Genomic DNA, 12,283 nt, shown 5'->3' with positions numbered 1-12,283 from the left:
ACTGATGGCTCTGGATCAACTTCCCAAGAACAAAAAGATCATTCATCATTCCGATCGAGGCATTCAATTTTGTTCGAAGGATTACACTGATATTCTTCTCTACGCAGGCCACAGGATTAGCATGACCGAAGAAAACCATTGTTATGAAAATGCCGTCGCGGAAAGAGTTAATAAAACCCTTAAATACGAATTCTCTTTTAAAAATACTTTTGATAATTTTAAAGAAGCTCAAAACGCTCTCAATCAAGCTGTTTTTCTTTACAACAATGTCAGGCTTCTCCAGCATTTAGGCCTTTTAACTCCTGATTTTGTTCATCAAGCTGCATGATTTCTGTCAACTTCATTTTAGGACTTTACAAGGACTTTACATTTACATACAATAAAACGCAAGTGTTCCCCGACGAGAATGAGGCTTTTTACTTGCAAGAAGTATGATTTTCTGATAGAGAAAAATCTCCCGAGCCTTTCCACCTATTTCGCGACCCGTAGAGAGCGAAATAGAGTTATTCTCCCCCCACCCAAAAACAAGGGTGGGAACTAAGTTTCACGGTGGATTTTGTCGTAATTCCGACAAATTTATCTTTGGATTCAAGTACTTGTGGGTAAGGTTATGGATCTTCCCCGGTCGCTATCGTAACAATGAGGGGAGCCTAGAACTGATGAAGAAAATCCGGAGATGATTTTAGACGAGCAGATTACATTGACCTGTCCGATAAGAGAATTCCTCTTTTGATCCATGCCAGCCATATCCCACTCCACAAATATCTGCAATGAACGAAAGAAAACTCGGTATAGCCAATGCGAAAGCTATTGATGCGAAAATTCCAGAGGAAATTGTAGCGAAAGGCGCGCGTTTCAAGATGTTAGGGTTTTGCATACGGAATTCCCTAACCACTTGAACCGCTTTCGAATTTCCGAAAGCGGCTTAACGCGAAAAAAGAAACCGAAACGATCGATTCAAAAAAAATCAGCCGAATCTGTCGCTTAACAATTTCACCACTTGGTCGGGTCTCATGTTCGCCTGAGCGAGCATAGCGGAACCGCTTTTGGTGAGAATTTGGTTTCTTGTATAATCGACGATTTGTTCCGCCATATCCGCATCCCGCACACGACTTTCTGCGGCGACCATGTTCACATAGCTGGATTGTAATCCCTGAGAAGTGATTTCCAAACGATTGTAATACGCTCCGAGATCGGCTCTTTGTTGGTTCACCTTGGAAATTGCAGTATCCAAAATCCCGATCATCGCATTAGCGCTTGCGGGAGAGGATAGGACCTGTTTTTTTCCGTTGGCAACCAATTGTAGACCGGTTGCGTTCATGGAATCGATAAAGATATCGAGTTTCTCATTTTGATTCGGACCCACTTGGAGTTGAATTGGTTTGTTGGATTGTTTGGAATGGTCTCCGGAAAGAGGTTTGATGTGATTGAACTCTGCAGATTTCCCAATACGATCCACTTCCTCAATTAGTTGATCCACCTCGAGCTGAACCAATTTGCGATCCTCGTTCGAATAGATTCCGTTCGAAGTTTGGATCGAAAGTTCCCTCAGCCTTTGTAGGATGTTATTTACCTGTTCGAGAGTTCCTTCCGTAACTTGAATAAAAGAAACTCCGTCCATCACGTTACGCTCTGCTTGGGCAAGACCTCGAATCTGAGTTCGCATCTTTTCGGACATCGCAAAACCGAGAGCGTCATCCCCGGCGCGATTAATCCGCAGACCCGTGGAAAGTTTTTCCATGGTCTTGTCCAATTCTTTGTTTACGCTCTTGAGTACATTATTCGTTCTGAGCGCACTAATGTTGTGATTGATGATCATTGTCACAACCTCCCTGTCAATGTTGCCCGGATCCGTCCGGGCCGATATTTTTGGGGCAGGGTCTGCCTTTGTTTTCCACTGCGAACTTTCACTCTGTTTTTTAGGACGGGGTGAAAGTTTTTATATATTTTTCCTAAAGTATTATGCGGAGGGAGCCGAAATGTAGTTTAGGAAACTTTTGTCGAAATAATAACCAGAATTATTTTTGAAAGCAACTCTTTTCCTCCAGTTTATAAAAAAAGTCCTTTTCTTTCCATTACCCATTTTCATTGTTTTGATCGTATTTTGTCTCTTTCTTAAGTAAATGGGACATTTGCAAGTTAGAGAATTATGAAAATCTATACAAAAAAAGGGGATTTCGGACAAACCTCTCTGGCAACCGGCGTGAAGGTTCCAAAATCCGATCGAAGAGTGGAATTGTACGGAACGGCGGACGAACTCAATTCCACAATTGGGGTTGTTAAATCTTTTTTGTCGGAAAAATCCATTCTTCATTCTCCTTTGGAAACGATTCAAAATCTTCTTTTTGAATTGGGATCGGAGCTGGCCGGTTTTAGACCTAAGAAAGAATCCTGCATTTTAGAAGAAGACATTACTTTCTTAGAAAATCAAATCGATCGAATGCAGGAAAAATTAGAACCTTTGAAAAAGTTTATTCTCCCCGGCGGAACCAAAGCCTCTGCATTTTTACACATTTCCAGAACCGTAGCGAGAAAATTGGAAAGAGACATGGTGAAATTCAAAGAAGAGGGGCTTGAGATTCTTTCTCCTCCTATGGTGTTTATCAATCGTCTTTCGGATTTCTTTTTTGTTGCGGCTCGTTTTGCGAATTTAGAAGAGAATATTCAGGAACCTTTATGGACCTCCAGAGCCAAAACCTGAATTCACATCCGAAAGGGCTTCCCGTTTTATTTTTCACGGAAACTTGGGAAAGATTCAGCTTTTACGGAATGCGCGCCTTGCTTGTATTGTTTCTCACCAAAGTTTTTCACTTTTCGGATCCGGATGCAAATCGAATCTACGGTATTTACACGGGACTCGTTTACTTAACTCCTCTCGCTGGCGGTTATTTGGCGGATCGGTATTTGGGTTTTAAGAAGTCCATTCTTCTGGGAACGACTCTCATGATGTTCGGACACCTAAGTCTCGCTTTTGAAACAAAACCGTTTTTCTTTTGTGGTTTGGCCTTGCTCATCATCGGAGTCGGTTTTTTTAAACCGAATATCTCTACGGTCGTGGGAAGAATTTACGAAGAGGAAAATAAAACTCACATGAAAGATTCCGGTTTTACGATCTTTTATATGGGAATTAATTTAGGCGGATTTTTAGGACCTCTGTTTTGCGGATATTTCAGCGAATCTTTCGGTTGGGGATATGGATTCGGAGTGGCCGCCTTTGGCGTGTTATTCGGGATTTTAATCTTTCTTTTCGGGCAAAAAAGATTTTCGGATCGTGTTTTTGAACCGGGTAAAAAGCATCGCATCGACGAAGGAAACAGATATTCTCCTTTAACGAAAGAAGAAAAGCGAAGAGTTGTAATCATTCTAATTTTCACCGCGTTTGCGATCATTTTCTGGGCGGTATTCGAACAGATCGGTTCCTCTATGAATCTTTTCATCGACCGTCATGTGGATCGAAATTGGTTCGGATACGATATTCCGACGCCTTTTTTTCAATCTTTAAATCCGCTTTTGATTTTGATTTTGGCTCCGATCGTAGCTTCCTTTTGGACCGCCCTTTCCAAAAGAAACTGGAAACCGGATACTTCGATTCGTTTTGTATACGGTTTTTTTATTTTGGGTTTGGGCTTTTTGATTTTAACGTTAGCTACTCTTGACTTTCGGCTTGGGCATAGAATTTCTGCGATCTGGCTTGTACTAACGGTCGTTTGTATCACCGTCGGAGAATTATTTACTTCTCCCGGAGGATTAGCGCTCATTACTAAATTGGCTCCGAGTCATTTCGGAGGCTTTATGATGGGGGTTTGGTTTCTTTCTAGTTTTTTCGGCAATATTCTTGCTGGAGAATTGGCGGGTCTTATGAAAACGGACAGCTTTCCTACGTTTTTCGGAATGTTTGCGGGACTTGCATTTGCGGGAGGAGGCGCTCTTTATCTCGTGCGAAAGAAGTTCCGAACTTGGATGCGCGGCGTGGATTTCTAAAAGAATGAATTTTTGTATATACTCAAATTTATATATTAGGAGATTATGATGTTTCGAATTCTGATGATCTTTTGGGTTCTTGTTTGGTTTTCCGCGTCCGTTTTTGCGGACCCGTTTTCCGATCTGCTCAAAGAGGATTTCGAAGCCGGTCAAACCCTTTTAATCCGAAATTCCGTTTTTCAGAAATTAGGCGGAAAATCCAAAGATCCGAAGGTGATCGAAATCACCAAAAACACAATTCCCTGGGCGATTATGGAAGGTTTGGCCCCTGACATGATTGCGGATCTGATTGTAAGTCAATATTACGTTTCCTTATCCGGAATGCGTTTTACCGAAGCGGAAGATGCGATCCCAATTTTATCCAAACAGAAACTTTCCAACAAGGATTTCGTTTTAGTGTCTTTATTCGTAAAAGAGACGGATAAGGCTGGAATTCGAGAAGAAATTCGAAACGTGTTTTTATCGACGGCTTTGAAATCCAATTGGGACGGGTTTTCCATTTTGGCCGGGGGACGAGCTCTCATTGCGGGAAAGTATGTAGGAATTCCGGAAAATAGACTTGCATCCAGAGTGTTGGGACTTTTTCCGAATAAGGGGGCGACTTCTCCCTTCGGGAAAACAGACTCTGCTTTTAGACAGGCGATTTTTTTTAATCCGACAAATGATCGTTATACCCTTGCATCCGATCTTTTATCTCAGCTCAAGTCTTTGCACGATGGAACTAAAAGCAAGTCCTTGGATTCCTGGACGGTAGCGATCTCAGCGGCAAGAACCCTAGACGGCAGTTTGGATTCTGCTGGTGAAGTAGTAATCGGAGATAGACCGAAATTCGGATTTGAGGAGAACATCCCAGAACCTCCTCTGGTTCCCGAGCTAGAACCGGATGCTCCGATTCAGCCCAGTAAAACCGAATGGGGAACATTAAATTCTTCTAATTTACTTTCCGTCGTCAAAGAGTGGTTGGGAACTCCTTATTATTGGGGAGGGACTTCTAAAAAAGGAGTAGACTGTTCTGGATTTACATTCAGTTCTTTGACGGACAAAAGAGTGGGAGTTCCCGTAAAAATAGTTCCTCGTCTCGGTAGAGAACAAGCGAAATCGGGAAGCAACGTTTCCCACAGCAATCTGAGAGCGGGCGATTTGATTTTTTTTTCAGCTTCTCCGAATCAAAGTAAGATTACTCATGTGGGGCTTGTCATCAGCGAGAAAGAATTTGCGCACGCTTCTTCCACGAGAGGTGTTGTGATCGATAAGATTTCCATGAAATGGTGGCTAGATCGTTATGTGACATCGAGAAGGTTATTTAAAAAAGTAGAATCCTGATCGAGAAAATGGACTATTCCAGATCGCTTTTTTATTGCGGTGCTTTAGGAATCGAACCAGTCACGATAATCTAAAACATAGAAACAATCAGTCAGGGTTGCACTCTAATCTTTTCGAGTGAATCTTATTATTTTAACGTGAGTTCGTGGAGAAAATGAGAAAGAATTCTCTAAAAGTAGGAGTTCCTACAATTTTAGAATTGTTCGTAAAATCGTGATTTGTGGTAGTTCCCACATTTTAAGAATAGATTTACAAAGTTCAGATTCCAACTTGTTTCAGAAAAATGAATCATGGATTTTTACGACCCTGCTCACGTTAAATATGGTTCTCAGAATCGTTTAATCAAACGCAATTTATGCGAAAAAACATCAGAAGTAGAATTCAAAAAAATCGCAGTCTACCGCAAACCAAACATCAAACGTGATTACAGATTACGCACCACCAAACTCAAAGCGACACACGAACGCGACTACGATCATTCTCTTAAATTGAGTTCTTCCACAATTTCCATCAAAATATTTGTTTTTTCCATAGGATTCGGGTTCGCAAGGATTTCCTGTTTTTTAGAAAATTCGAAGTTTAGAATGGAGGCGATAAAGTCGATCGGGAAAGGATGAGTTACGAGCTCATTCATTCTAAGAATCAAGTCTTCTCCTGCACCTTCAGAGAGAAGAATCCTCTTCGTCAAAAACAAAAGTCTTTCGAAAGTCTTCTTAAAATTTTCGTCCTTTAGATATTCGAAGTCTGGTTCTATCTTTTCGATTTTCGCTACTCGGAAAGGTTCCACCGTTTCGTAGTCGATCAGTTTAGCGATTCCCTTTCCTTCCAGAAGAATATTGGATCTTCCATCAGGAAGAGGATCTCTTCGGATAATCTTTCCCCAACCAAATACGGTTTCGATTTCAGGATGCCTGGAAAGAGTTTTTGATTTTGTAGGAAGGATGGGAGCTATGGCCAATTCTTCGCTCGATTCCATACAATAGTCGAGCATCAATCTGTATCTAGGTTCGAAAATATGGAGAGGTAAGTATGTCCCGGGGAACAAAATGATTTCCGGCAGTGGAAAGATTGGGACAGTAATGATTGACACAGGAAGGCTACTATAACTGCTTAGAGAGAAACCGTAAATCAAAATCCCAAGGATCGGTAGAATTTGTACTATTTGAATAGAGATCGTTTTATAACCTCAACGGCGCGTCTTAAAGATTTAAAAATCATCGTGATCGGAGATTTCATTTTGGATGAGTACCTCATCGGAGAAGTGAATCGGATTTCTCCGGAAGCTCCCGTTCCAGTCGTTTGGGTTCGTAAAGAAAAAATCACTTTAGGCGGAGCTGGAAACGTAGTGAAGAATTTATCGAGCTTAGGTGTAAAGTCTATCGTTCTTGGAAGAGTCGGAAAGGATGAAAAAGCGAAAAGTTTTTCTAAACTTCTCACGAATGAGAATACGGATAGAAGTCAGAATTTTCTGATCGAATCCGAGGAGATACCGACGATTTTAAAAACAAGGGTGATCGCGGGACACCAGCAAGTTTGTCGAATCGATAAGGAAGAGCTAAAACCCATAAATCAAAAAGAAGAAGACGAACTGCTCAAAGCATTCTTGGAAAGAATTGATTTCGCAGACGCAGTGATTTTTTCCGATTACGATAAAGGAACCTTAACGCCGAGGATCATTCGGGAAGTGTCCAAAGTTTGTTCAGATAAAAAAAAGATCGTGACAGTGGATCCTCAGGTGAGTCATTTTTTTCTTTACCAAGGAGTGAGCATACTTACTCCAAATCATCACGAAGCGGGTAAAGCGATCGGAAGAAAATTGGAAAACGATTCCGAGATCTTAAAAGCCGCACAGGAAATTTCCGAAAAACTTTCCTGTCTTTCTTTAATGATCACAAGAGGAGAAAAGGGAATGAGTTTATATCTCTCTTCTCAAAAAGAAATCTATCATATTCCGACCGTAGCGAGAGAAGTTTTCGACGTAACCGGAGCGGGAGATACGGTCATTAGCGTTTATACGGCCTATCATGCTGCGGGTCTTAGCGAATTGGATGCAAGTATCGTCTCAAACGCCGCCGCGGGAGTTGTAATCGGCAAGTTGGGGGCGGAAACCGTAACTCCCGAGGAATTGGATCTTTCTTTACAATCTATAGGAAGTTTTCAAAAGTAAAGATGGACTTGAAGACTCGTATCGTTCCCTGGGAAAACGTGGCAATTTTTGCGAGCCGGATTCGAGAGAATCAAAGGATTGTTTTCACCAACGGATGTTTCGATTTGATCCACAGGGGTCATATTACGTACCTTTCCCAGGCCCGAGAACTCGGGGATTTTCTCTGGATCGGACTCAATGCGGATTCTTCCGTAAAACGTCTGAAAGGAGAACAAAGACCAGTGGTTCCTGAAGACGACCGAGCGATTCTTCTTTCCAATCTAAGATTTGTAGACGCGGTCACCATTTTTTCTCAGGACACGCCGCTCGAACTGATTCGTTTGATCAAACCTGCGATTCACGTGAAAGGGGGGGATTATAAGGCAGAAGATTTGCCTGAAACGTCAATCGTTCGCGAATTCGGCGGAAAAGTCGAAATATTGCCTTTCGTCCCTGGGAAATCCACCTCGCTTCTGATCGAGAAAATCCTGAAACTCTAAAACATACAGTCCCATTTTTTTAGAGACAGAATTCTTAGAAATTCCGGTTTGAATTTCAAGAAACACTAAAAAACTCTGTTCTTAAAAGGCGGGAGTACAAGTTGTCGAGAACTAAGTTTATCTTTGTCACAGGAGGGGTAAGTTCCTCACTTGGAAAAGGAGTCACAGTCGCGGCTCTGGGTTGTTTGTTGGAAAGCAGAGGATACACGGTCTCTCTCCAAAAAATGGACCCTTACATCAACATCGACCCGGGAACCATGAGTCCCTATCAACACGGAGAAGTTTACGTAACCGCAGATGGAGCGGAAACCGATTTGGATCTCGGCTACTACGAACGTTTTACTCATTCCAAACTGTCCCGCAAAAATTCCGTATCCACCGGTCAAATTTACAATACGGTCATTCAAAGAGAAAGGAAGGGGGATTACTTGGGTCGTACGGTTCAGGTGGTTCCTCATATCACGAACGAAATCCGAAACAGGATGTACATCGTGGCCAGAGAAGAAAATCCCGATTTTATCATCGTGGAGATCGGTGGGACCGTGGGGGACATCGAATCGATTCCGTTCTTAGAAGCAATTCGTCAGATACGTTACGAACACGGAAGTTCGAACGTGCTATTCGTGCATCTTACCTTGGTTCCAACTATTACCGCTGCTGGAGAAGCAAAGACAAAACCGACGCAACATTCGGTCAAAGAATTGCTCGGGCTCGGAATTCAACCGGATATCCTAGTATGTAGGGTTTCCCAGCCCATGACGAAGGAGATGAAGAACAAACTATCTCTTTTTTGCAACGTAAAGGAAGAGAACGTAATCTCTGCGAGTGACATATCCACATCTATCTACGAAATTCCTAAAATGTATAAGGAAGAAAAACTAGACGAAGTAGTTCTCAAAACAATGGGAATGGAACTTCGGGAATCCAATTTTTCCGAATGGGACAAGATGATAAGAAGACTACTTGCCACAAAACAAACCGTTCAAGTAGCAATTGTGGGAAAATATATTTCTTTACAAGACGCATATCGTTCCATCTACGAAAGTCTTTCCCATGGCGGAATCGCCTACGATACCAAAGTGGAATTTGTCAAAATTGATCCCGAAAATTTAAATAAAGACAATGTCCAAGGTTCTTTGAAGAACGTTCACGGAGTTTTAGTGCCGGGCGGCTTTGGGGATCGTGGAATTGAGGGAAAAATTCTCGCGATCGAATATGCAAGAACGAATGGAATTCCCTTTTTCGGAATCTGTCTTGGAATGCAATGTGCCGTCGTGGAATATGGAAGAAACGTTTTGAAACTCAAAGACGCCAATTCAACCGAAATCAGGCCGGACACCGAATATCCCGTGATCTCGCTTTTGGAAGAACAAAACGATATCGAACAGATGGGCGGAACGATGAGGCTCGGTTCCTATCCTTGTAAAATTAAAAAAGACACTCTTTCGTATTCCGAATACCAATCGACACTCGTTCACGAACGGCATAGGCATAGATTCGAATTCACCAACCGTTATAGAAAACAATACGAAGAAAACGGAATGGTGATTTCGGGTACTTCTCCCGACGACAGTCTCGTAGAGATCGTGGAAATTCCAAAACACAATTGGTTTGTAGGGGTTCAGTTTCATCCCGAATTTCAATCCAGACCTACGAAGCCTCATCCCTTATTTGCTGGATTTATCCGTGCGGCCGTGAAATACTCAAAGAAAGGATCATCATGAGAGACAATACCTGTACTAAAAGAGATTTTCTAAACGGAAGTAAGATCGGAGGGGACGAACCTTTCTTTTTGATCGCCGGTCCCTGCGTGATGGAAAATCGGGATTTATTGGATCGAGTCTGTGCGGAGATGATCGAAATCTGCGAAGAATTAAAAATTCCTTATGTTTTCAAAAGTAGTTTCGATAAGGCAAATCGTTCTTCTGTAAACTCTTATCGTGGGCCGGGACTTGCGGAAGGTATTCAAAATTTAGAATATATCAAAAACAAATACAATGTTCCCGTTCTTACGGATATCCATGAAACGCATCAGATCGCTCCTTTAAAAGACGTGATCGATATCTATCAGATCCCCGCTTTTTTGTGCAGACAAACCGATCTCATAGCCGAGTCGGCCAAAACCGGAAAATGGGTAAACGTAAAAAAAGGTCAATTCCTCGCTCCTTCCGATACGAAGCATATTGCGGTAAAGATGAAGGAATCCGGGAACGACAAGGTGCTTGTAACCGAAAGAGGTACTTCTTTCGGTTACGGTAACTTGATCTTCGACGGAAGAGCGATTCCGATCATTCACGGATTCGACATTCCTCTCATATTCGATGCGACTCATTCCGCACAACTTCCCGGAGCGGCGGGAAACAGTACCGGAGGGCAAAGAGAATTTATTCCGAGTATCCTTCGTTCCGCGGTTTCGCTCGGGATCGAAGGAGTTTTTATGGAAGTACATCCTGATCCAGAAAAGGCTCTTTCGGATGCGACGACTCAGTATCCTCTCTCTCAAATCAAAAATCTTTTAAAAGAAATGATTGGTCTGGATCGTTACGTCAAAAAAGAGATTCTCGTTTCCAGAAGCGAGTCGTAATCGGACTCGTCATGAAGAACAGAATCAACAATCGGGTTCGTATTTTTTCTCTTCCGGTTGTTTGCGCCTTTTTCATAGTAACATTTTTCTATTGTAAAAAAGTAAATTACGAAAGGGTTGAGAAGGAAAAAGAAAGCGGTTCCTCGGTTTCGATTCGGAACTTCAAAAGAGAAGCTTACGACGCAAGTGGTCAACTTCAATGGGAATTAAGAGCGAAAGAATCCTACGTCTACGTAAATGAGAATAAAACAATATTCTACAATATCGATTTCGATCAGTATGAAGGCGGAAAGTTCAAATCCAAACTTTTAGCCGAAAAAGGCGAAATTAATCATAAGACAAGATTGATGCTCCTAGAAGGTAAGATTTTTCTAAGAACCGACGATAATAAGACCCTCGTTGCGAAGGTGATGGAATACAACATGGATACGAAAAAGCTGGTGTCCGATTCGGAAGTAACCGTAAGCGCGGATGGAACCACGATCCGTGGGATCGGGCTCAGGGCGGATAAGGATTTAAATAAGTTCACGATCCTAAAACCGAGTGCGATTACACAGGGAGGTACCAATCCGTTGAAAGCGGCTGGATCTCTATGATTCGTAAACTTCTTGCTCTCCTATGTATTTGCATTACGTTTTTTCCATATTATGGAAACGTAAAACCTCCGCTTCCGGTGGGAAGCGGAACTGCAGAAAGAAAATTTGTGAACATTCCTCCGGAAAATCCGGAAAAAAAGGATGCGACTTCGAATTTCCCTACTTTTTGGGGGGGATCTTCTCTGACCCAAGAGGACAAAACCGTTTCCGGTTTGAAAGTTACGGTCTTTATCTTGGATGGAAGTGCTTGGATTCAACACAAAAAGGTGAGACTTTCTGCAAACCAAATAGAGGTTTACGGTAAGGACGCATTCAAAGGATTTTTACGAGGTGGGGTAGTCGTTCAAGACGGTGACAACGGTGTGACTCTTCGCGCGGGAACGGGTGAATACGATAAACTTGAAGAAAAGGTTACTATTAAAAATCGTCCCAGACTTTTCCACACGGATAAAAGTGGAGTTAAAACCGTTATTTCTGCAACATTCATCGAAAGAAATCTCGCAAAGAAGACGACTCTTTTGAAGGAAAACGTAATAATCGCTCATCCACAAATCACCATTCTCTGCAAACAAGCTTTATTTGAAGAAGATTCGGATAAGATTATGACAGATCCGGACCCGATTCTCATTGCAAAAGATCGTTATCTCACTGGAAAGCAGCTCACGTTTTATACGAATATCAATAAAGTGGAGTTAGCTGGAGAAAGTATTCTCTTTCAGAATTATACAGAGAAAGAAGTCGTAGAGAATAAAGGTAAAAAAGATACGGAGGAAAAAATCAAAAAAGAAGTCACAAGAGTTGCAATCTTCAAAGGAGATCAACTTGTAAGTGACAAGGATGAAAGCGGAGAGACAAGAGTCGGTTTGTATGGAAACGCGACCATCTATCGCGGTAATTTAAAAATGAACGCAGAAAAGTTAGTCAGTTATGGGAAAAATTCTTCTAAGATAGAAGCCAGAAATCAAATTACGGTTCACGATCGAGAAAACGCATTGATCCTCTCCGGGAATGTCCTTGACTACTTTGAAAACGACCAGTACATTCATTTGACCGATTCCGGAAAAATCGATTTTTTAGACAAAAAAACGGACGAGGTCACGAGTACGATGACTGCGATCGAGTTTGAACGGTTTATGGATAAGAATGAAACCGT

12 protein-coding genes and 1 pseudogene (1 of these 13 running past the window's edge) are annotated in these 12,283 nt (G+C 42.0%); 11 read left to right on the top strand and 2 right to left on the bottom strand.

Features of this window, described 5'->3' with window-relative positions; genetic code table 11:
• Positions 1 to 121: 121 nt before the first annotated feature.
• Positions 122 to 328: an integrase core domain-containing protein gene (locus LEP1GSC062_RS25585; protein ID WP_341853177.1), complete on the top strand. Its 207-nt coding sequence runs from the start codon at positions 122 to 124 to the stop codon at positions 326 to 328.
• Between the two features lie 639 nt (positions 329 to 967).
• Here LEP1GSC062_RS25585 and LEP1GSC062_RS14960 read toward each other — a convergent pair.
• Complete coding sequence (locus LEP1GSC062_RS14960; protein WP_002622159.1) at positions 968 to 1,819, bottom strand: flagellin N-terminal helical domain-containing protein; 852 nt, start codon at positions 1,817 to 1,819, stop codon at positions 968 to 970.
• A gap of 68 nt (positions 1,820 to 1,887) precedes the next feature.
• On the opposite strand from LEP1GSC062_RS14960, the pseudogene LEP1GSC062_RS24325 reads away from it, so the two are divergent.
• From LEP1GSC062_RS24325 to LEP1GSC062_RS14945, 4 genes and pseudogenes are all read left to right on the top strand, one after another.
• A pseudogene (locus tag LEP1GSC062_RS24325) lies at positions 1,888 to 2,172 on the top strand (hypothetical protein); the annotation flags it as partial.
• Positions 2,150 to 2,701: a cob(I)yrinic acid a,c-diamide adenosyltransferase gene (locus LEP1GSC062_RS14955; RefSeq protein WP_010579020.1), complete on the top strand. Its 552-nt coding sequence runs from the start codon at positions 2,150 to 2,152 to the stop codon at positions 2,699 to 2,701. The pseudogene LEP1GSC062_RS24325 and the gene LEP1GSC062_RS14955, both read left to right, overlap by 23 nt.
• Positions 2,677 to 3,981 carry a peptide MFS transporter gene (locus tag LEP1GSC062_RS14950; RefSeq protein WP_010579019.1) on the top strand — a complete coding sequence of 435 codons (1,305 nt, stop codon included), beginning with the start codon at positions 2,677 to 2,679 and terminating at the stop codon, positions 3,979 to 3,981. The genes LEP1GSC062_RS14955 and LEP1GSC062_RS14950 overlap by 25 nt, the downstream gene beginning before the upstream one ends.
• 48 nt (positions 3,982 to 4,029) lie before the next feature.
• Positions 4,030 to 5,304, top strand: coding sequence for a C40 family peptidase (locus tag LEP1GSC062_RS14945; protein WP_020984650.1), 1,275 nt, complete (start codon positions 4,030 to 4,032; stop codon positions 5,302 to 5,304).
• 475 nt (positions 5,305 to 5,779) lie between these two features.
• On the opposite strand, the gene LEP1GSC062_RS14940 is transcribed toward LEP1GSC062_RS14945, so the two are convergent.
• Complete coding sequence (locus LEP1GSC062_RS14940) at positions 5,780 to 6,394, bottom strand: LON peptidase substrate-binding domain-containing protein (RefSeq protein WP_078123706.1); 615 nt, start codon at positions 6,392 to 6,394, stop codon at positions 5,780 to 5,782.
• A 63-nt stretch (positions 6,395 to 6,457) separates the two neighbouring features.
• Here LEP1GSC062_RS14940 and rfaE1 point away from each other — a divergent pair, with 63 nt between their 5' ends.
• From rfaE1 to LEP1GSC062_RS14910, 6 genes are all read left to right on the top strand, one after another.
• On the top strand, positions 6,458 to 7,471 hold the full coding sequence (gene rfaE1 / locus LEP1GSC062_RS14935; RefSeq protein WP_010579017.1) for a D-glycero-beta-D-manno-heptose-7-phosphate kinase: 1,014 nt from the start codon (positions 6,458 to 6,460) through the stop codon (positions 7,469 to 7,471).
• Positions 7,472 to 7,473: 2 nt separating this feature from the next.
• Positions 7,474 to 7,950 (top strand): D-glycero-beta-D-manno-heptose 1-phosphate adenylyltransferase, encoded by a 477-nt coding sequence (gene rfaE2 / locus LEP1GSC062_RS14930; RefSeq protein WP_010579016.1) that lies wholly within the window; start codon positions 7,474 to 7,476, stop codon positions 7,948 to 7,950.
• A gap of 101 nt (positions 7,951 to 8,051) precedes the next feature.
• Positions 8,052 to 9,674 carry a CTP synthase gene (locus tag LEP1GSC062_RS14925; protein WP_010579015.1) on the top strand — a complete coding sequence of 541 codons (1,623 nt, stop codon included), beginning with the start codon at positions 8,052 to 8,054 and terminating at the stop codon, positions 9,672 to 9,674.
• On the top strand, positions 9,671 to 10,534 hold the full coding sequence (gene kdsA, locus LEP1GSC062_RS14920; RefSeq protein WP_010579014.1) for a 3-deoxy-8-phosphooctulonate synthase: 864 nt from the start codon (positions 9,671 to 9,673) through the stop codon (positions 10,532 to 10,534). The genes LEP1GSC062_RS14925 and kdsA overlap by 4 nt, the downstream gene beginning before the upstream one ends.
• An 11-nt stretch (positions 10,535 to 10,545) precedes the next feature.
• Positions 10,546 to 11,130 carry an LPS export ABC transporter periplasmic protein LptC gene (lptC, locus tag LEP1GSC062_RS14915; protein WP_010579013.1) on the top strand — a complete coding sequence of 195 codons (585 nt, stop codon included), beginning with the start codon at positions 10,546 to 10,548 and terminating at the stop codon, positions 11,128 to 11,130.
• A protein-coding gene (locus LEP1GSC062_RS14910; protein ID WP_010579012.1) for an LptA/OstA family protein crosses the window boundary here: on the top strand, positions 11,127 to 12,283 show its 5' portion. The gene runs 205 nt beyond the window's last position; 1,157 of the gene's 1,362 nt are visible here — the first part of the coding sequence; the start codon lies at positions 11,127 to 11,129; its stop codon lies beyond the right edge, outside the window. The genes lptC and LEP1GSC062_RS14910 overlap by 4 nt, the downstream gene beginning before the upstream one ends.

The sequence above is a fragment of the Leptospira alexanderi serovar Manhao 3 str. L 60 genome (genome assembly GCF_000243815.2).
Taxonomy (GTDB): Bacteria; Spirochaetota; Leptospiria; order Leptospirales; family Leptospiraceae; genus Leptospira; species Leptospira alexanderi.
This window is presented reverse-complemented; position numbering and strand designations above follow the sequence as displayed.

Bases quoted from the DNA above. Each gene is read 5' to 3' on its own strand.
- LEP1GSC062_RS25585 (WP_341853177.1), top strand. From the start codon at position 122: ATGACCGAAGAAAACCATTGTTATGAAAATGCCGTCGCGGAAAGAGTT.
- LEP1GSC062_RS14960 (WP_002622159.1), bottom strand. From the start codon at position 1,819: ATGATCATCAATCACAACATTAGTGCGCTCAGAACGAATAATGTACTC.
- LEP1GSC062_RS14955 (WP_010579020.1), top strand. From the start codon at position 2,150: ATGAAAATCTATACAAAAAAAGGGGATTTCGGACAAACCTCTCTGGCA.
- LEP1GSC062_RS14950 (WP_010579019.1), top strand. From the start codon at position 2,677: ATGGACCTCCAGAGCCAAAACCTGAATTCACATCCGAAAGGGCTTCCC.
- LEP1GSC062_RS14945 (WP_020984650.1), top strand. From the start codon at position 4,030: ATGTTTCGAATTCTGATGATCTTTTGGGTTCTTGTTTGGTTTTCCGCG.
- rfaE2 (WP_010579016.1), top strand. From the start codon at position 7,474: ATGGACTTGAAGACTCGTATCGTTCCCTGGGAAAACGTGGCAATTTTT.
- kdsA (WP_010579014.1), top strand. From the start codon at position 9,671: ATGAGAGACAATACCTGTACTAAAAGAGATTTTCTAAACGGAAGTAAG.
- lptC (WP_010579013.1), top strand. From the start codon at position 10,546: ATGAAGAACAGAATCAACAATCGGGTTCGTATTTTTTCTCTTCCGGTT.